This is a genomic window from Rhodococcus sp. G-MC3 (assembly GCF_030063335.1).
Taxonomy (GTDB): domain Bacteria; phylum Actinomycetota; class Actinomycetes; order Mycobacteriales; family Mycobacteriaceae; genus Rhodococcoides.
Genome location: NZ_JASISW010000001.1, coordinates 250,765 through 268,759, shown reverse-complemented (window position 1 = coordinate 268,759; position 17,995 = coordinate 250,765). Strand labels below are relative to the sequence as shown.

The 17,995-nt window shown below is 63.1% G+C and carries 14 protein-coding genes; 7 read left to right on the top strand and 7 right to left on the bottom strand.

The genetic code is table 11. From position 1 onward, the window contains the following. Positions 1-67: 67 nt before the first annotated feature. From QMK17_RS01280 to cofC, 3 genes are all read right to left on the bottom strand, one after another. Positions 68-1,003 (bottom strand): NUDIX hydrolase, encoded by a 936-nt coding sequence (locus QMK17_RS01280; protein WP_283506525.1) that lies wholly within the window; start codon positions 1,001-1,003, stop codon positions 68-70. Then, entirely contained in the window at positions 1,003-3,237 is a 2,235-nt protein-coding gene (locus QMK17_RS01275; protein ID WP_283506671.1) for an RNA degradosome polyphosphate kinase, read from the bottom strand. Before QMK17_RS01275 ends, QMK17_RS01280 begins: the two co-directional genes overlap by 1 nt. A gap of 62 nt (positions 3,238-3,299) precedes the next feature. Next, the gene (gene cofC, locus QMK17_RS01270; RefSeq protein ID WP_283506524.1) at positions 3,300-3,950 is read right to left on the bottom strand and encodes a 2-phospho-L-lactate guanylyltransferase; all 651 of its coding nucleotides are present in this window, start codon (positions 3,948-3,950) and stop codon (positions 3,300-3,302) included. Between the two features lie 184 nt (positions 3,951-4,134). Between cofC and QMK17_RS01265 the strand changes: the two genes are divergently transcribed. Together QMK17_RS01265 and QMK17_RS01260 are read left to right on the top strand one after the other, a co-directional pair. Then, complete coding sequence (locus QMK17_RS01265) at positions 4,135-5,133, top strand: NAD(P)H-dependent glycerol-3-phosphate dehydrogenase (RefSeq protein WP_283506523.1); 999 nt, start codon at positions 4,135-4,137, stop codon at positions 5,131-5,133. A gap of 55 nt (positions 5,134-5,188) precedes the next feature. Further along, entirely contained in the window at positions 5,189-6,295 is a 1,107-nt protein-coding gene (locus QMK17_RS01260; RefSeq protein ID WP_283506522.1) for a D-alanine--D-alanine ligase family protein, read from the top strand. Positions 6,296-6,302: 7 nt separating this feature from the next. Here the strand turns inward: QMK17_RS01260 and QMK17_RS01255 are convergent, their stop codons facing one another. Both QMK17_RS01255 and QMK17_RS01250 read right to left on the bottom strand, forming a co-directional pair. Further along, complete coding sequence (locus QMK17_RS01255; RefSeq protein ID WP_283506521.1) at positions 6,303-6,875, bottom strand: DUF3515 domain-containing protein; 573 nt, start codon at positions 6,873-6,875, stop codon at positions 6,303-6,305. Between the two features lie 83 nt (positions 6,876-6,958). Then, positions 6,959-7,195 carry an Lrp/AsnC ligand binding domain-containing protein gene (locus QMK17_RS01250; protein ID WP_283506520.1) on the bottom strand — a complete coding sequence of 79 codons (237 nt, stop codon included), beginning with the start codon at positions 7,193-7,195 and terminating at the stop codon, positions 6,959-6,961. Positions 7,196-7,405: 210 nt separating this feature from the next. On the opposite strand from QMK17_RS01250, the gene QMK17_RS01245 reads away from it, so the two are divergent. Beyond that, positions 7,406-8,368: a thiamine-phosphate kinase gene (locus QMK17_RS01245; protein ID WP_283506519.1), complete on the top strand. Its 963-nt coding sequence runs from the start codon at positions 7,406-7,408 to the stop codon at positions 8,366-8,368. Positions 8,369-8,415: 47 nt separating this feature from the next. Then, on the top strand, positions 8,416-9,108 hold the full coding sequence (locus QMK17_RS01240) for a uracil-DNA glycosylase (RefSeq protein WP_283506518.1): 693 nt from the start codon (positions 8,416-8,418) through the stop codon (positions 9,106-9,108). A 7-nt stretch (positions 9,109-9,115) separates the two neighbouring features. Here QMK17_RS01240 and QMK17_RS01235 read toward each other — a convergent pair whose 3' ends face one another. Both QMK17_RS01235 and rpmB read right to left on the bottom strand, forming a co-directional pair. Continuing rightward, on the bottom strand, positions 9,116-9,904 hold the full coding sequence (locus QMK17_RS01235; RefSeq protein WP_283506517.1) for an enoyl-CoA hydratase-related protein: 789 nt from the start codon (positions 9,902-9,904) through the stop codon (positions 9,116-9,118). Between the two features lie 135 nt (positions 9,905-10,039). Further along, the gene (rpmB, locus tag QMK17_RS01230) at positions 10,040-10,231 is read right to left on the bottom strand and encodes a 50S ribosomal protein L28 (protein WP_084348574.1); all 192 of its coding nucleotides are present in this window, start codon (positions 10,229-10,231) and stop codon (positions 10,040-10,042) included. Positions 10,232-10,481: 250 nt separating this feature from the next. Between rpmB and QMK17_RS01225 the strand changes: the two genes are divergently transcribed. The 3 genes from QMK17_RS01225 (at position 10,482) to QMK17_RS01215 (ending at position 17,990) form a co-directional block, all read left to right on the top strand. Continuing rightward, the gene (locus tag QMK17_RS01225; RefSeq protein ID WP_283506516.1) at positions 10,482-12,164 is read left to right on the top strand and encodes a DAK2 domain-containing protein; all 1,683 of its coding nucleotides are present in this window, start codon (positions 10,482-10,484) and stop codon (positions 12,162-12,164) included. 37 nt (positions 12,165-12,201) lie between these two features. Continuing rightward, positions 12,202-14,469, top strand: coding sequence for an ATP-dependent DNA helicase RecG (recG, locus tag QMK17_RS01220; RefSeq protein WP_283506515.1), 2,268 nt, complete (start codon positions 12,202-12,204; stop codon positions 14,467-14,469). A gap of 113 nt (positions 14,470-14,582) precedes the next feature. After that, entirely contained in the window at positions 14,583-17,990 is a 3,408-nt protein-coding gene (locus QMK17_RS01215; RefSeq protein ID WP_283506514.1) for a pyruvate carboxylase, read from the top strand. Positions 17,991-17,995 lie beyond the last annotated feature (5 nt).

Below are 17,995 nucleotides of genomic sequence, written 5' to 3'. Positions count from 1 at the left end.
GGGCCCCGGCGAACAATCGCCGGGGCCCTGATTTCGTGATGAGTGCGTTGCCCTGTGTCCCGGTGCGTCAGTCGTCGGACGCGATCAGTGGGAGTGGGCTCGCGAGATGGTCTGCGGCTACCAGGTTTCCGTTGTAAAGAGAGAGCACCCACACGCTGCCTTTCCGATTGCGGTTCGGCGGCAGCTTCACGCCGTCCTTCTCCGCCCACCACTGCAACAAATCCGGAATCACCTTGCCCTGGCTGCAGATCGTTCGGACGCCACCGAGTGCCGCGATCTCGAGTGCCCGCGCTCTGGCTTCGGCTGGGTCGGCGCAGTAACCCTCCTCGGACAGCGCCGGTTCGAGGATGATCTGCTGGTCGATCGAATCGGCCAGTGGCTGAACAGTTTGCACGCACCGGCGTCGGTTTGCCGCGTGCACAAAATCGGCGCCGAAGGCGGAAAGCTGCGCTACCAAGGCATCGGCCTGCTTTCTGCCCACACTGTCGAGTGGACGTAGGGCGTCGTCGCCCTTGTATCGCGATCGCCGCCCAGCCTTGGCATGTCTGACCAGAAGTACCGTGGTGGTGTTCGGTCGCTGCTTGAGAAATCGGCGCAGAATCTTGTGGTCCATCGGGTACGACAGTTGGTGGGCAGCCTCGGCGGGTGTCACCCAGCGGAGCACGTCCACTTCCGAATTGGGTTCGAATTTCCCGCTTCGGGCCTCGGCTGCCCAGTAGTCCACTTTCTTCATCTTGCGATGACCGGGGATCGGGTAGGTCACTGTGGACAGGTACCGACCGAGCCGTGAGTTGAATCCGGTCTCCTCGGCGACCTCCCGAACGGCTGCGTCGACCGTCGTCTCGCCCGGGTCGACTTTTCCCTTGGGAAAAGACCAGTCGTCGTATTTAGGTCGATGCACCAATGCGACGGTGAGCTCGCGCCCGCTGTCGGGGGAGACTCGCCACAGTACTGCCCCCGCTGCGAAGATGTTGGCCCGCAGCGTGTTCTGGCGGGATGACATCAGGAGGCCTGATTGCGCCGACTACGCATCAGCTCGACTTGGTGCTCGCGGACATTTTCCCCCTGCGCGGGAGCGGCCGACCATCCACCGTCCGCGCGCAGCACCCAGCACCTTGTGGTGGGCTCCAGAGCCGACTCGAACATGTCGTCCAGCTGGCCGGACAGTCGCGGATCCTTCACCTGAGCCATGACCTCGACTCGTCGATCGAGGTTGCGATGCATCATGTCCGCACTGCCGATCCAGAATTCGTCGGCCCCGCGGAAGTGGAGAACGCGTGAGTGTTCGAGGAACCGGCCGAGGATAGAGCGCACCTCGATGTTCTCGCTCAATCCCGGTACTCCAGGTTTGAGCGCGCAGATTCCACGAACCACGACCTTGACCGTAACGCCCGCGGCCGACGCACGATACAGCGCGTCGATGACCTGCTCGTCCACCAAAGCGTTGGCCTTCAAGCGGATTCCTGCCTCGCGGCCCGCCTTGAGGTGCTCGACCTCACCCTCGATGCGCTCGATGATTCCGCGCCTGACGCCGTACGGTGCCACGAGAAGATTTCGGTAACTGGTCTTTCGCGAGTAGCCGGTGAGGGAATTGAACAGGTCGGTGAGGTCCGCGCCGATCTCGGGCGAGGATGTCAGCAAACCGACGTCTTCGTAATGCCGCGCGGTCTTCGGGTTGTAATTGCCGGTCCCGATGTGGCAGTACCGTCTGATGACCGAACCCTCGCGACGTACCACCAAACACGTCTTGCAGTGAGTCTTGAGCCCAACGAGCCCGTACACCACGTGCACTCCAGCCTTTTCCAGCTTGCGTGCCCACTCGATGTTGGCCTGCTCGTCGAAGCGCGCCTTGATTTCGACGAGGGCAACTACCTGCTTGCCTGCTCCCGCCGCATCGACGAGGGCATTGACGATAGGGGAGTCACCCGAGGTTCGGTACAGCGTCTGCTTGATCGCGAGAACCTGGGGATCGGCCGCAGCCTGTTCGATGAATCTCTGCACGCTCGTGGAGAACGAGTCGTACGGATGGTGCACGAGGACGTCACCGTCACGCAGAGTCGAGAACACGCTCTTCGGTGTTTCGCGCTCTCCGAATGCGGGGTGCGTCGCAGGCACGAACGGAGAATCCTTCAAGTTGGGCCTATCGACGCCGTATACCTGCATGAGGCAGGACAGGTCGAGCAGACCCGGGACCTGAATCACATCGCTCGGGTCGACGTCCAACTCACGAAGTAGCAGTTCGAGCATGTGCTCGGTCATATCGTCGGCAATCTCCAAGCGCACCGGCGAGCCGAATCGCCTTCGAGCCAATTCACGCTCCAGCGCTTGCAGCAAGTCCTCGTCGCGGTCTTCCTCTACCTCGAAGTCGGCGTTGCGCGTGATGCGGAACGCATGAGATTCCACCACGTCCATACCGGGGAAGAGGACGTCGAGATGGGCGGAGATCACTTCCTCCATCGACAGGAACGCATCCACTCGTTGTCCACCGTCGCCGCGGCGGACCCGCACGAAACGATCGACGTTGTCCGGGACCTTCACGCGGGCGAAATGCTCGCCCGTGGTGGCGTAATCCTTCACCGTCACTGCAAGATTGAGACTGAGTCCGCTGATGTAGGGGAATGGGTGGGCCGGGTCCACCGCGAGTGGTGTCAGAACCGGGAATACCTGTTCCTGGAAGTATGTAGAGAGGCGTGCGCGCTCGTCGGCGTCGAGATCGGACCACCGAATGATCTCGACGCCGACGGCTGTCAGCTCGGGCAGGATCGAATCCAAGAGAACTCTCGCGTGACGTTTCGCCAATTGCTGCGTCCGTTCACCGATCAACTCCAACTGCTCGCGGGGGGTGAGTCCGTCCGCGGACCGCACCGACAGTCCTGTTTCGTCGCGGCGCTTGAGGCCAGCGACGCGGACCATGTAGAACTCGTCGAGGTTGGAGGCGAAGATTGCCAGAAACTTGGCGCGTTCGAGTAACGGCAACGAAGAGTCCTCGGCGAGCGCCAAAACACGCGAGTTGAAGTCCAGCCAGCTCAATTCGCGGTTGAGATAACGGCTTTCGGGTAACGCGTCCCCGTCGTCGGGAGATGTAGGTTCCGTCACAGCCGGTAACGCGGCCGGACTTCCCGGCGCGAGTACAGCGGGCGGGGGAGTCCACCGATCGTCGTCGGCGTGTGCGGGTGTGCTCGGTCCGGGTCCGCCGGCTTGGGCTTCGCTGTTGCTCACTACTGAATCATCCCCCATACCGGCAGCCGTTGAAACTCGGATCGATGAATCCTTCACGAGTTCTCAGTGCGGTGCAGCTGTCACCAACCGAGCGAGTGCAATACTTCCGCGGTCGATTGGCCGACTCCCAACGCAAAAGCATCACGAACGTCGGCAATCGTGTCGACGTCCAAGCGAAGACCCGGCCAGTGCCCGTGGAGATCGTCCGCGCCGGATTCGCGGTGGCGAAGGGCCGATGCGGGGCCGAAGAGCGGATCGAACTCGTTCGCGCGCCCTTTCAGGATCAAGGCTGCTGTGCCGGTCCCGTGATGATCGCTGACGACAGAGCGACCATTCGTTCCTGCCTGCGCATATGCGTCGGCGAGTTCGGTGCTGCGCAGGGCTGGAAGATCGGCCTGCAACGCAATGATGTCGTCGTCTCCTTCTGCGCGTACCAGAGATGCTGCCGCAGAAAATGCGGCGTTGAGCCGCACAACCGAATCCGACGACGATCCGTCGCACGGTTCCTGTACGACTCGTGCTCCCAATTCGACGGCGGCGTCGGCGATCGCAGGATCGGGCGTGACGACTGTGACAGCAGACACGGCGGCAACGGCCCGCGCCGCGAGTGCGGTGTCTCGGAACATCGCCACGACGAGTCGTGCACGATCGGCATCTGTGAAAGCGTCCGCCAGGCGTGTCTTGGCGGCAGCCAGATCCTTGACGGCGATCACGACGTGCGCGGTACTCATGGGAGTCGATCCTGCCAGCCAGAGAGCGGAGCCTGTGGAGTGACCCGGTGGGGCTGCGACAGGACGCGGGGCTCCAGTCGGTGCAGTTCTACCTCTCGGCAGGGTGTGGGACGTTAGTGTGATGCGGCGGTGCGAAGCCGTGGGGCAGGTGTGTTTCACTCGCAATCAAGAAGGTGGCTTGGCGATGACCAGAGCAGCGGTACTCGGTTCCGGATCGTGGGGGACTGCGTACGCCAAGGTGTTGGCTGACGCCGGCACCGACGTGACGATGTGGGCCCGGCGCAGTGAGCTGGCCAAGGCGATCTCGGAGGGACACGAGAACTCGGATTATCTGCCGGGAATCGAACTGCCTCCTACTATTTCCGCTACCAGTGACCCGGTTCGTGCGCTCGAGGGCGCCGACATCGTGGTGCTTGCGGTTCCGTCTCAATCGCTTCGGGCCAATCTCGCGGAGTGGACCGATGCCATTCCGAGCAATGCGACGCTCCTCAGCCTTGCGAAAGGCATCGAGACAGGGACGTTGATGCGGATGAGTCAGGTGATCGCTCAGGTGACCGGTGCAGATCCCAGTCGAATCGCCTCGTTGTCCGGCCCCAACCTTGCGCGCCCGATCGCCGAAGGGCAGCCGGCGGCAACAGTGATAGCCTGCTCGGACTCCCAGCGGGCGCTGGAGATTCAAAAAGCTTGTGCGACAGGGTATTTCCGACCGTACACCAACACCGACGTGATCGGATGCGAGATCGGCGGAGCATGTAAAAATGTCATCGCTCTCGCTTGTGGAATGGCAAGCGGAGTGGGTTACGGCGAGAACACTCTGGCCTCGATCATGACGAGGGGTCTTGCTGAGATCATCAGACTCGGCACCGCGCTCGGTGCAAAACCCACCACACTCGCCGGACTTGCGGGCGTCGGGGATTTGATTGCGACGTGTTCGTCGACCCTCTCTCGCAATCGAACATTCGGAGAGCGTCTCGGATCGGGTGGGTCGATGGAAAGTGCCCAGGAAGCAGCACACGGACAGGTCGCCGAGGGTGTGAAGTCCTGCACGTCGGTGCGCGCTCTCGCTGAGAGTTACGACGTCGAAATGCCACTGACCGACGCAGTCCACCGGGTATGCCACGCAGGACTTTCGGTTCCCGATGCGGTGGGGCACCTGCTCGGACGCCGGACGAAACCCGAGTAATGTCACCGAGGCCGAGTCCTCGGTGAGCGGTGGCCGGGCGGTACGGTTGGTCACCGTGAGTCAAATGCGTACCAAAGTCGCCGTCATCTTCGGCGGAAGAAGCACCGAACATGCGGTGTCCTGTGTATCGGCACGTAGTGTCCTCGAACACATCGATCCGCTGCGCTACGAGGTCGTTCCGGTGGGGATCACACCTGACGGCGCTTGGGTGCTCGGTGCAGCCGACTTGGACGAGTTGTCGATTCGTGGCCGCGTGCTTCCCAGCGTGGCGAAGGACTCAGCAGCGATCGCGCTGTCGCTCGATCCGGCTCACAGTGGGGATCTGGTGTCGCAGGAGACCGGCTCCGCGGGCGCAATTCTGGCCTCCGTCGACGTCGTCTTCCCGTTGCTGCACGGCCCGTACGGTGAGGACGGCACCATTCAAGGTCTGCTGGAAATGGCTGGCGTCCCTTACGTCGGACCCGGCGTTCTGGCCAGCGCCGCGGGAATGGACAAAGAGTTCACCAAGAAACTGCTTGCGGCAGAGGGTCTGCCGGTAGGCAGGCAGGTCGTACTCCGGCGCAGCGACGACTCGTTGTCGGCTGAACAGCAGAAGTTCCTCGGTCTGCCTGCATTCGTGAAACCGGCGCGCGGAGGATCGTCCATTGGAATTACTCGCATCAGCACGTGGGCGCAGCTCGGCGATGCAGTGGCCCACGCGCGGCTACACGACCCGAAGGTGATCGTCGAGGGGGCGATCCACGGCCGCGAGGTCGAATGCGGGGTGCTTGAATTCCCGGACGGATCCGTTCGGGCAAGCGTCGTGGCCGAGATCAGGATGCCGGACGCGCCGGCGGACGACCACGCCTTCTATGATTTCGACAGCAAATACCTCGACGATGTCTGCGAATTCGACGTACCGGCGGTCCTCGACGACGACGTTTCCGAGAAGATTCGCAGCATCGCCGTCGACTCGTTCCGGGCGCTCGACTGCCAGGGCTTGGCTCGTGTCGACCTGTTCGTCACCGACGACGGACCGGTCATCAACGAGATCAACACGATGCCCGGGTTCACGTCGATCTCGATGTTCCCGAAGATGTGGGCTGCAGCAGGCGTCGACTACCCAACACTGATCACCACTCTCATCGAAACTGCTATTGCGCGGGGAACCGGCCTCCGATAAGCAGCAACTACTGCAGGGGCGCGGGGTCCAACGCAGTCTGCGGAAGTGTCGCGGAGATCGCGTTCGACGCATCCTGTAGCGGGGTCGGTCCTGATCCGTTCGGCACGGTCAAGGCTACGTACACAGCTCGGTCCACCGCGTACCACGTGCTGGCATCGATACCGGAGTCCGCGCCCGATACCTCGAACCACTGCACCCCGTTGATGACCTGGAGCGAGGAAGCCACGTCGAATCCGTTCGGTCTCGGAAGGCCGCATCGTAGGACGACAGGATCGGACGTCTCGTCGCCCGGCGCCCACGCTCGCGCTCCGATGGGCGCAGGATCGACCAGATCGGCCGCGTCGTAGTCGCCGAGAGCGGCGGGCAGACCGGCTAGCAAGGTGGCGCAGTCGCTGCTGTCGGCGAGCGGTGCATCGACTGGACCCAGCGCTTCGGGTGGGCGCGTGCCGCTGCCCGAGACCGTGACAGCTGCGACGATGACGCCGACAAGTAGGGCGACCGGCAATGCGATCGCTGTCGCGATGACGGCGGGATGTCGTCTCTGCTCGGGCGAGGCGGGTGCTTCGGGTTCGATACTCATCTGTTCTCAGTGTGAATGACCGACCAGGGGCGCAAGCAGGCGGGGGCTTGTCGATGCTCGGTGGGCGCGGGCCGATCGGACTTTCAGTCGGAGGGGGCCTCGGCGACCTGGCAGGTCAAAGTGCGGGTGATGGCATCGACCTTCTGGATGCGCGAGACGATGTCGGCGATGACAGTCTCGTCGGCGCCTTGGGCCCGTACGACGACGTCGTAAGGGCCGAGCACGGCTTCCGCGGACGCAACACCGTCGACGACGCGTAGTGCGGACGCGACCGATGTCGACCTGCCGACCTCTGTTTGCACGAGGATGAAAGCTTGCACTGTTGCCCAGCTCCTTTCCGAATCCTTGCGGCGCACATGCGTTGGTAAAGTCGCTCCAAGTTCTCGCATGTGTCGTCATCGCATCCGTGACTGCTCGGATGCCGCTAAAAGGTACCGCAGGACTCGGCTGGACTCCGCGTGGGAGAAGCGCACCAGAAATCGACGAACGAAACGAGGACCATCATCGACGCCGGCGACAACCGAGACTCTGTGCCAAGCCCCACGGTCGGGCAGGTAGGCGAGTTCGCGGTCATCGACCGTGCGACCGCGGGGCGAGTCCAATCGCGCCACACACTTCTCGGTCCAGGTGACGATGCAGCCGTCGTCGCGGCGCCCGATCGCCGCGTCGTCGTCACCACCGATATGTTGGTGCACGGTAGGCATTTTCGACTCGACTGGTCGAGTCCGGCGGACGTGGGACGCAAAGCCATTGCGCAGAACGGCGCCGACATTGCGGCGATGGGCGCCCGATGTACGGGCTTCGTGGTTGCACTGGCGTGTCCGGCGGACACGTCCGTCGACATCACGGACGGCCTCACCGATGGATTGTGGAGCGAAGCGGAGCGCGCCGGCGCGTCCATCGTGGGGGGCGACCTCGTGCAGTGCGAGACGCTGGTGATTTCGATCACCGCACTCGGCGACCTCGAAGGTCGGACGCCGGTCCTCCGGTCGGGAGCCCGCCCAGGAGACGTCGTCGCCGTCGCGGGGAGACTCGGCTGGTCGGCCGCTGGTTTGGCGGTACTCGAATCAGGTCTGTCAGGCCATCATGCCGTTGTCGATGCCCACCGGGTGCCGACGCCCGCATACGAGCAAGGCGTGATGGCAGCCACTGCGGGGGCGACGTCGCTCACGGACATCTCCGATGGGCTGAGCGCCGACTTGGGGCATATTGCGACAGCATCTGGCGTCGGCATCGATATTGTGAGCGAATTTGTCCGGATCGACGACGAAATTCATTCAGCCGCTTCCGATTTGAACGTCTCCGCGCTCGGCTGGGCTCTAACGGGTGGCGAAGATCATGCCCTTGCTGGAACCTTCCCGTCGAAGGCCGTTGTGCCCGAGGGATGGACCGTGATCGGGCGGGTAGTCGGAAAAGACGCCCCCGTCGGAGTGACTGTCGACGGCGCAAGCTACTCCGGAGCTGCCGGATGGTCGAGCTTCGAGACGAGTTAGTCGGCTATGTTGCACGCTATGACGATGGAATATGTGAGGTGCGGGGAATGACCGCGAAGCCGTTGGAGAGCGTCGTCGAGAGTGGTTGGGCTGCAGCGCTGAAACCGGTCGAAGGCCGGATCGCCGAGATGGGTGAGTTGCTCCGCCGAGAACTGGCCGAGGGAAGAACGTACCTTCCGTCCGGTGAGAACGTACTGAGGGCGTTCACCCGGCCGTTCGAGCGTGTGCGGGTGCTGATCGTCGGACAGGACCCCTATCCGACGCCGGGTCACGCTGTCGGGTTGAGCTTCTCGGTGGCTCCCGACGTACAGCCGGTTCCGCGGAGTCTGGCGAATATCTTCAAGGAGTACTCGGAGGATCTCGGCTACCCCATCCCGTCCTCGGGAGATCTGTCACCGTGGGCCGACCAAGGAGTGCTGCTGCTCAATCGTGTCCTCACTGTGGAACCGGGTCATGCGGCCTCGCATCGCAAGAAGGGCTGGGAGGCCGTCACTGAACAGGCAATTCGTGCCCTCGTCTCCCGCAGTGAAAACGAGACCTCGGCGGGACTGGTGGCGATTCTGTGGGGCCGCGACGCGGCGACGCTCAAGCCGATGCTGGGCGAGACCCCTGCAATCGAATCGGTTCACCCGTCGCCGCTTTCGGCGTCGCGCGGCTTCTTCGGATCGAAACCGTTCAGCCGGGCCAACCAACTACTCGTTGCCGGGGGACACGATCCGATCGATTGGCGACTGCCTTAGCCGCATGTCAGGAGAAGTCGGGTCGACGCTTTTCCACGAACGCATCCACGCCCTCACGTCCTGTTCGGCTGTCCGCCGCGGCGGAGATCGAGGCCGCCTCGGCCTCCAATTGCTCCGTCAGAGTTGATGTTTCGGATCTGGCGAGCAGAGCCTTCGCGCCGGCGAATGCAGCTGTGGCACCCGCCGCGAACGTGCGAGCGAGACGTTCGGCCTCGCTCGCGATGATGTCGTCTCCCACGAGTCTGCTGAGGATGCCGAGACGGACGGCCTCTTCCCCGTTCAGAATCGAATCGTTCAAGAGAATGTCGCGTGCGCGAGCCGAACCGACGATGCGAGGCAGTGTCCACGTCAAACCACCGTCCGGTGTGAAACCGATACCGGGGTAGGCGGGCCGCAGCTTCGTCGCGCGACTGCCGATGGCGACATCGGTGTGGCACACCAAGCTCATCCCGGCGCCGGCAGCCCACCCATGGACGCCGGCGACGACGGGGACGGTCACGGAAGAGAGTTCGAGGACGAAGCGATGAAACGCCTCGGCCACGTCACGCACGAATGCGCCGCGATCGGGAGCGCCTGCGAACGCACGGACGTTGCCTCCCGCACAAAAGTTGGGACCGGAACCAACGAGAAGAACAGCCCCTACGGTGACGTCGCCCGAGTTGACGGCATGCAGAGCATCGGCACCCTCAGCCATGGCGTCACCGCTCAGCGACGTGCCTGCAGCGTCAGTGGCCACGGTGATCTTCAGTACGCCGTCGACGAGTTCGACCGATTCAGTGCTTTCGATAGTGCTCACCTTTCGCACAGTAACCGTTGCCGATTCTCGGATTTGCGCGTGCCCCGGGATACGACTGCCCCGAGATACGACTGTGCCCCGCTGCTCTGAAAGCAGCGGGGCACAGTCGACACGCAAAATCTCGAGGGCTTGAAATCAGCCCCGAACCACCTTTCCTGCCTTGAGGCAGGAAGTGCAGACGTTCATGCGCTTGTTGTTGCCGGGAGCAACCTGAGCGTGAACAGTCTGGATGTTCGGGTTCCAACGACGGTTGGTCCGTCGGTGCGAGTGCGAGACCGACTTACCGAAGCCGGGCCCTTTGGCGCATACGTCGCAGACGGCAGCCATAGTCGCGAACTCCTTGATAGATGATTGAGCATTAACATGAGGTCGGTTGCTCCTCCGGATTACTGCGCACACACAAAGGTGTGCCGCTCCTCTTCGGGGCAACCCTGCAAGAATAGCGGCGCACTCACCAATTCACCAAACCGCGCTCACTGGCAGTGCCTGACCGGCGGCGCAAGCAGGTCGAGTCTAGGCTAGCCGTGTTCGAGTCCTGAAGAGCTGTGGTCCTGAGAGCGGTGGGGAGGGGGCAGATATGAGTGACGCGTTCGCTGCACACACCACAGTCACCACACACGAGGCATCGTCGACGGTGCTCGGTGTCGATGCACTCAAATCCTGGGCATACCGCTGCGTCGATGGACTCACCGAACGATGCGACGAGATCAACGAACTCAACGTGTTTCCAATCCCGGACTCGGACACCGGGACCAATCTGATGTTCACTGTCCGCGCGGCAGTCGAGAGCATGCGTGCGGTAGGACCGGACGAACCGGTTACTACGGTTGCCAACGCCCTGGCCCGCGGCGCGGTCGCAGGCGCGCGCGGAAATTCGGGCGTGATCGTCTCACAACTCATGCGCGCGGTCGCGGAGGGCGCATCCCGCGGCATCCTCGACGCGAAAGGCCTGCAGTGGGTGTTGTCCCGAGCCTCGGCGCTGGTCATGAAAGTCGTCAGTGTTCCGGTTGAGGGAACGATTGTCACTGTGCTCGAGCGTGCGGCCGCTGCCGCCGCGTCGGACGGGGACACCATCGACGAATTGGCCGACGTTGTCGGACGCGCCACGGGCGCTGCCTCCACCGCACTGGACCGAACACGATCGCAGCTTCCAATTCTCGAGGCTGCCGGTGTGGTCGATGCCGGTGCGCTCGGTCTTGTAGTGATGCTCGATGCATTGTCATCGGTCATCACCGGGGACACGGCGACGCTGCCTCGATACCACCGGCAAGTCGTCACTACCGTCTCTCGACCGAGGCCCGTTGGAACGGTTCGTCACGAGGCGCAGCCGGTCGTCGGATACGAGGTCGTGTATCGGGTGACCGGCACAAGTGAACATCTTGTGGATGAATTGCGAGGATTTTTGAGCGAACTCGGAGACTCCGTCGTCGTCGCAGGCGACGGCTCCGGAACGTGGACCGCGCATGTTCACACAGCAAACCCCGGACTTGCGGTCGAAGTCGCTCTGGCGGTCGGCCGCCTTCACGGCGTGCGGATTTCCGCCTTCACCGGAGGCGGACCATGCGAAGAGAATACGAATCAGCCGGTGTCCCACCAAGCAGCGGGACGGGATGTCCTTGCTGTAGTCGCAGGCGACGGTGCTGAGCGACTCTTCGTGGAGGAAGGTGCTGCTGTTCTCCGGTGCGACATCAGCGCGATCGGTACGTCCGAATTGTGCGCCGCGATCATCGGTTCGGAACACTCGGAAGTGCTCGTCCTCCCGAACGGCGCATTGTCCGCGCAGGAACTCGTCTCGGTGTCCATCGCGTCGAGAACTGCTGGTAAAGACGTGTTGATGCTCCCGTCCGCATCCATGGTGCAGGGTCTGGCGGCGCTCGCCGTCCACGAGCCCACGCGCGCGGCAGTCGACGATGCATTCGCGATGTCGGAGGCCGCGGCCGGTACGCGCTGGGCATCGTTGCGTGTTGCCGACGTGCGTTCACTCACGTGGGTGGGAACCTGCGAACCGGGTGACGGCCTCGGACTGGTCGGACACGAAGTGGTGGTGATCGGTGGCGATGTGATCTCCGCCGGACGCGCCCTGCTCGACCAATTGTTGTCGGCGGGTGGTGAGATGGTGACGGTGCTGCGCGGCTTGGGCGACGTTGCCGACACGACCGGTCGTCTGGTCGAGTACATCTCCCTCCGTCACCCTGGTGTCGAGGTGGTCGTGTACAACGGCGGCCAGCCAGGCGACGTCATGCAATTCGGCGTGGAGTGACAGCGCCAAAAAGGGGACGAGAGGACGGAGACGGACGATGGTGGCACTTTCCGATCGGCTGGATCTCGTTCTCGGCAAGAAGGTTTCCGAGCCCCTCGCCGAGCTGTTCGACATCCACACCGCGGAGGACCTCGTCCGCTACTACCCACATCGCTACATGACGCAGGGCGCCGAACTCGGCGAGAAAGAGCCGCCGGAGGGTGAGCACATCACCATCGTGGCGACGATCGCCACCGCCACACTCCGCCAGATGAAAGCGCGTAAAGGCCAGTTCCTCGCCGTCTCACTCGCTGCTGATGGGCAGCAGATCGACGCCACGTTCTTCAGTCCACACAAACTCAAGCACGTCCTTACCCCTGGCAAACGCGGCATGTTCTCGGGAAAGGTCAAGTACTTCGGGCGACGGTGGAACCTCACTCACCCCAGTTACGTGATCCTCGGTGGTGACGACGAGGACGGCTCGATCGTCGCCTCGGGACGTGTCGTCGGAGGGGGAGCGCTGGCAGGCGTCGCGCGCGGATCGATGGACGAGTCCGGCCACGTCGACATGACAGTCTTCGACCGAAAGTTCGTTCCTCTGTATCCGGCGTCGAAGGACGTCGAAAGTTGGACGTTCATGCGCTGCATTCGACAGATTCTCGAACAACTCGATCCCGTGGACGATCCGGTGCCGACAGTCGTACTCGCCGAACGTGGTCTGGTCGACTTGAGGACAGCGCTGCGATGGATTCACTTTCCGGACACAGCAGAACAAAAGGACCACGCGCGGACTCGGTTGAAGTTCGACGAGGCCTTGGCCGTACAGCTCGTCCTGGCAGCACGCAGACAGGACGTGTCAACGAGACCCGCGCCGCCCTGCCCACCCCGTGTCGATGGGATCGCTGCCGAATTCGAACACCGGCTGCCGTTCACGCTGACGGCCGGACAGGTCACGGTAGCCGAGGAGATTTCGGGCGATCTCTCGCAGGGGCACCCCATGTCGCGGCTTCTACAGGGTGAGGTCGGGTCGGGTAAGACGATCGTTGCGCTGCGAGCAATGCTGCAGGTGATCGACGCCGGCCATCAGTGTGCGCTGCTTGCACCCACCGAAGTGCTTGCCGCGCAACATGCGCGGTCGATCTCGGCGATGCTGGGATCTCTGGCGGGTGCCGGAGAACTCGGTGCCCATGAGTCCGCTACGAAGATCGCACTGCTCACCGGATCGATGTCGACGGCAGCCAAACGGTCGGCGCTTCTCGACGCTGTCACCGGTGACGCGGGCATCGTGATCGGTACTCACGCGCTCATCCAGGATCGCGTCGCATTCTTCGATCTGGGCATGGTGGTCGTGGACGAGCAGCATCGTTTCGGCGTCGAGCAGCGAGATGCGCTCAGGTCGAAAGCCCGAGGCGGCTCGAGCCCCCACCTTCTGGTCATGACCGCTACCCCGATTCCTCGCACCATCGCTATGGCATCGCTCGGCGATCTGGAGACGTCGACTTTGGGCGAGCTGCCTCGCGGACGCGCGCCGATCATCAGCAATGTCGTCTCGGATCGCGACAAACCCGCGTGGGTGGATCGCGCATGGGAACGCATACGCGAAGAGGTAGGCCAGGGCAGGCAGGCTTACGTCGTGTGCTCGCGTATCGGTGGTGACGAGGAGGAGAAGAAGCCGCGCACGCGATCAGCGTCCGACGACGACAGGAAGCTTCCCGAGACGAAATCAGCTCTGGACATGTTCGAGATGCTGAGTCAGGGGCCGTTCTCGGAGCTGCGGGTCGGGCTCTTGCATGGTCGCATGCACGCCGACGACAAGGACGCCGCGATGCAGGATTTCAACGCGGGTGAGATCGACGTTCTGGTGTGCACCACCGTCGTCGAGGTCGGTGTCGACGTACCGAATGCCACCGTCATGGTGATCGAGGATGCCGATCGATTCGGGATAAGCCAGCTCCATCAGCTGCGCGGGCGAATCGGCCGAGGTGGGCACCAAGGTCTCTGCATCATGATCAGCCAGCTGAGTTCGAACGGCATCTCGTTCGAACGATTGCGGGCCGTCGCTGCAACCAACGACGGCTTCGAACTCGCGAAACTCGACCTTCAGACCAGGCGGGAGGGCGATGTACTCGGTGCCGCGCAGTCCGGAACAGTGTCCAGTTTGCGTCTGCTGTCGTTGATCGACGACGAGGACGTCATTGCCGACGCGCAGGCGTGCGCACGAGGGCTTTTCGAGTCCGAAGAGACGGTGGCGCATCACCCGGGGATCGAATCGATGATGAAGTCGGCATGGCGGTCGGATCGCGCCGATTACCTCGACAAATCCTGACTTGGCCCGTCGAGACGTATCTGCACCGTTTAAGACGCAGTATTCGGCCAATTCGTCCCACATCTCGAGACAGTGATCACAAATGGAATCGGCGTCGGCTGTAGATTTAGCGAATGTTTTCCAAAGTGTTGGTTGCCAATCGCGGTGAGATCGCCATTCGTGCGTTCCGCGCTTCGTACGAGCTGGGCGCCTCGACCGTGGCCGTCTTCCCGTTCGAGGACCGTAACTCGCTTCACCGGACCAAGGCCGACGAAGCGTACGAGATCGGCGAGAAGGGTCACCCTGTTCGCGCCTATCTGTCCGTTTCCGAGATCGTCAATGCAGCGAAGCGATCCGGCGCGGACGCGGTGTACCCCGGTTACGGCTTCCTCTCCGAGAACCCGGACCTGGCTGCTGCGTGCGCCGAAGCCGGTGTGACGTTCGTCGGGCCGTCCGCCGATGTTTTGGAGCTGACAGGAAACAAGGCTCGTGCGATCGCGGCCGCAAAGCGTGCCGGGTTGCCGGTCCTGGCGTCATCGGAGCCGTCCTCCGATATCGAGGAACTGGTGACGTCATCGGAGTCGATGACGTTCCCGCTGTTCGTCAAGGCGGTGGCAGGCGGCGGTGGCCGCGGTATGCGTCGCGTCGCCGAACCGTCACTGCTGCGTGAGTCGATCGAAGCTGCCGCACGCGAGGCCGAGTCCGCCTTCGGCGATCCGACTGTCTTCCTGGAGCAGGCCGTCATCGATCCCCGCCACATCGAGGTCCAGATTCTGGCCGACGGTGAGGGCAATGTAATTCACCTGTTCGAGCGAGACTGTTCGCTGCAGCGTCGCCATCAGAAGGTCATCGAGATGGCGCCTGCCCCGAACCTGCCCGCTGAGCTCCGCGACCGGATGTGCGCCGATGCCGTGGCGTTCGCGAAGGAGATCGGGTATTCCTGCGCAGGCACGGTCGAGTTCCTTCTCGATACCCGCGGGAATCACGTGTTCATCGAGATGAACCCACGTATCCAGGTCGAGCACACGGTGACCGAGGAAGTCACCGACGTCGACCTCGTACAGAGCCAGTTGCGGATTGCCTCCGGTGAGACGCTTGCCGATCTCGGGTTGACGCAGGACAAGATCGTTCTCCGAGGCGCTGCGTTGCAATGCCGCATCACCACCGAAGACCCGGCCAACGGCTTCCGTCCCGACACCGGACGAATCACCGCGTACCGCACCCCTGGCGGTGCCGGAGTTCGTCTCGACGGTGGTACGACCCTCGGCGCCGAGGTCGGCGCCTACTTCGACTCGATGCTGGTCAAGTTGACCTGCCGTGGAAGGGATTTCGAGACCGCTATCGCGCGGGCGCGGCGCGCTGTTGCCGAGTTCCGCATTCGCGGTGTGGCGACGAACATTCCGTTCCTTCAGGCAGTTCTGGTCGATCCGGACTTTACCGGCGGTCGGGTGACGACCTCGTTCATCGAGGAACGTCCTGAACTGCTCACCGCACGAACCTCAGGAGACCGAGGCACGAAGATCCTGACGTACCTCGCCGATGTCACGGTGAACAAGCCGCACGGCGAGCGGCCGTCGCCGGTCTATCCGCAGGACAAGCTGCCGGAGGTCGATTTCACGAAACCGATCCAGGACGGCAGTCGTCAGCGTCTTCTTGCTCTCGGCCCCGAGGGATTCGCGCGGGATCTGCGGAACCAGAAGGCGCTCGGAGTCACCGACACGACGTTCCGTGACGCACACCAGTCGTTGCTCGCGACGCGCGTGCGCACATCGGGGCTGTTGATGGTGGCACCGTACGTTGCACGCACGACGCCCGAGCTTCTCTCGATCGAAGCTTGGGGAGGTGCGACATACGATGTGGCACTGCGGTTCCTGCACGAGGATCCGTGGGAACGACTGGCGGCTCTGCGCGAAGCGGTGCCCAACATTGCGTTGCAGATGTTGCTGCGTGGACGCAATACCGTCGGGTACACCCCGTACCCGGAGAAGGTCACGCGCTCCTTCGTTGCGGAGGCCACCGACACCGGTATCGACATCTTTCGTATCTTCGACGCGCTGAACAATGTCGATCAGATGCGTCCGGCGATCGATGCAGTCCGTGAGACCAATACCGCGATCGCGGAGGTGGCGCTGAGCTATACCGGTGATCTGTCGAACCCGAACGAGAAGCTCTACACACTCGACTACTACCTGAAGTTGGCCGAGCAGATCGTCGATGCAGGCGCGCACGTGCTGGCGATCAAGGACATGGCAGGCCTCCTCCGAGCGCCAGCAGCTCGTACGCTGGTGACGGCCCTGCGGAGCAATTTCGATTTGCCGGTGCACGTGCACACTCACGACACTCCCGGTGGTCAATTGGCGACGTACCTGGCAGCGTGGGAGGCCGGCGCCGACGCCGTCGATGGTGCGAGCGCGTCGATGGCAGGTACAACCAGCCAGCCTGCGTTGTCGGCCATCGTCGCCGCTGCGGCGCACACCGAGCGCGACACAGGGCTGGACCTGCAGGCAGTCTGCGACCTGGAGCCGTACTGGGAGGCGCTTCGAAAGGTGTACGCGCCATTCGAATCGGGGCTCCCTGCGCCTACCGGGCGCGTGTACACCCACGAGATCCCCGGCGGACAGCTCTCGAATTTGCGCCAGCAGGCCATCGCTCTGGGTCTCGGAGACCGGTTCGAGACAGTGGAAGCGAATTACGCTGCAGCGGACCGGATGTTGGGACGGTTGGTGAAGGTGACGCCGAGCTCCAAGGTCGTCGGAGACTTGGCGTTGGCGTTGGTCGGTGCCGGTGCATCGGCGGACGAATTTGCGGAGAACCCCCGCAAGTTCGACATCCCGGACTCGGTAATCGGATTCCTTCGAGGTGAACTCGGCACCCCGGCTGGCGGATGGCCTGAACCCCTGCGGTCCAAAGCCTTGGAAGGCAGAAGCGAATCCAAGCCCGAGACTCCGCTCGGGGCCGACGACGAAAGAGCACTCGACGGAACAGCCGCTCAGCGTCGGGATGCGTTGAACCGCTTGCTCTTCCCCGGTCCTGCTGCGGACTTGGCGGCACATCGAGACAAGTACGGCGACACCTCACGCTTGTCCGCGAACCAGTTCTTCTACGGTCTGCGGCAAGGCGACGAGCATCGAGTAAAACTCGAGAAGGGCGTCGAGCTGCTGATCGGTTTGGAGGCGATTTCCGACGCCGACGAACGCGGTATGCGAACGGTGATGTGCATCCTCAACGGCCAGCTTCGGCCGGTGTCGGTCAGGGATCGTTCGATCGCCAGCGAAGCGCCGACAGTGGAGAAAGCGGATCGGTCGAATTCCGGTCATGTCCCTGCGCCCTTCGCCGGCGTGGTCACACTCGCGGTTGCCGAGGGTGACAAGGTCAGCGCGGGTGACGTCGTGGCGTCGATCGAGGCGATGAAGATGGAAGCGGCCATCACCGCACCCAAGGGAGGCGCCGTGACGCGCCTCGCGATCGGAGGCGTCCAACAGGTCGAGGGCGGCGACCTGCTCGTGGTCATCGGCGGCGGATCGACCGGTGAAGGCGACTGACGTAC

What these genes read in the sequence shown, in the direction of transcription:
- QMK17_RS01280 (WP_283506525.1), bottom strand. Translation starts at nt 1,003, where the DNA reads ATGTCATCCCGCCAGAACACGCTGCGGGCCAACATCTTCGCAGCGGGG.
- QMK17_RS01275 (WP_283506671.1), bottom strand. Translation starts at nt 3,237, where the DNA reads ATGGGGGATGATTCAGTAGTGAGCAACAGCGAAGCCCAAGCCGGCGGA.
- cofC (WP_283506524.1), bottom strand. Translation starts at nt 3,950, where the DNA reads ATGAGTACCGCGCACGTCGTGATCGCCGTCAAGGATCTGGCTGCCGCC.
- QMK17_RS01265 (WP_283506523.1), top strand. Translation starts at nt 4,135, where the DNA reads ATGACCAGAGCAGCGGTACTCGGTTCCGGATCGTGGGGGACTGCGTAC.
- QMK17_RS01255 (WP_283506521.1), bottom strand. Translation starts at nt 6,875, where the DNA reads ATGAGTATCGAACCCGAAGCACCCGCCTCGCCCGAGCAGAGACGACAT.
- QMK17_RS01240 (WP_283506518.1), top strand. Translation starts at nt 8,416, where the DNA reads ATGACCGCGAAGCCGTTGGAGAGCGTCGTCGAGAGTGGTTGGGCTGCA.
- rpmB (WP_084348574.1), bottom strand. Translation starts at nt 10,231, where the DNA reads ATGGCTGCCGTCTGCGACGTATGCGCCAAAGGGCCCGGCTTCGGTAAG.
- QMK17_RS01225 (WP_283506516.1), top strand. Translation starts at nt 10,482, where the DNA reads ATGAGTGACGCGTTCGCTGCACACACCACAGTCACCACACACGAGGCA.
- recG (WP_283506515.1), top strand. Translation starts at nt 12,202, where the DNA reads ATGGTGGCACTTTCCGATCGGCTGGATCTCGTTCTCGGCAAGAAGGTT.
- QMK17_RS01215 (WP_283506514.1), top strand. Translation starts at nt 14,583, where the DNA reads ATGTTTTCCAAAGTGTTGGTTGCCAATCGCGGTGAGATCGCCATTCGT.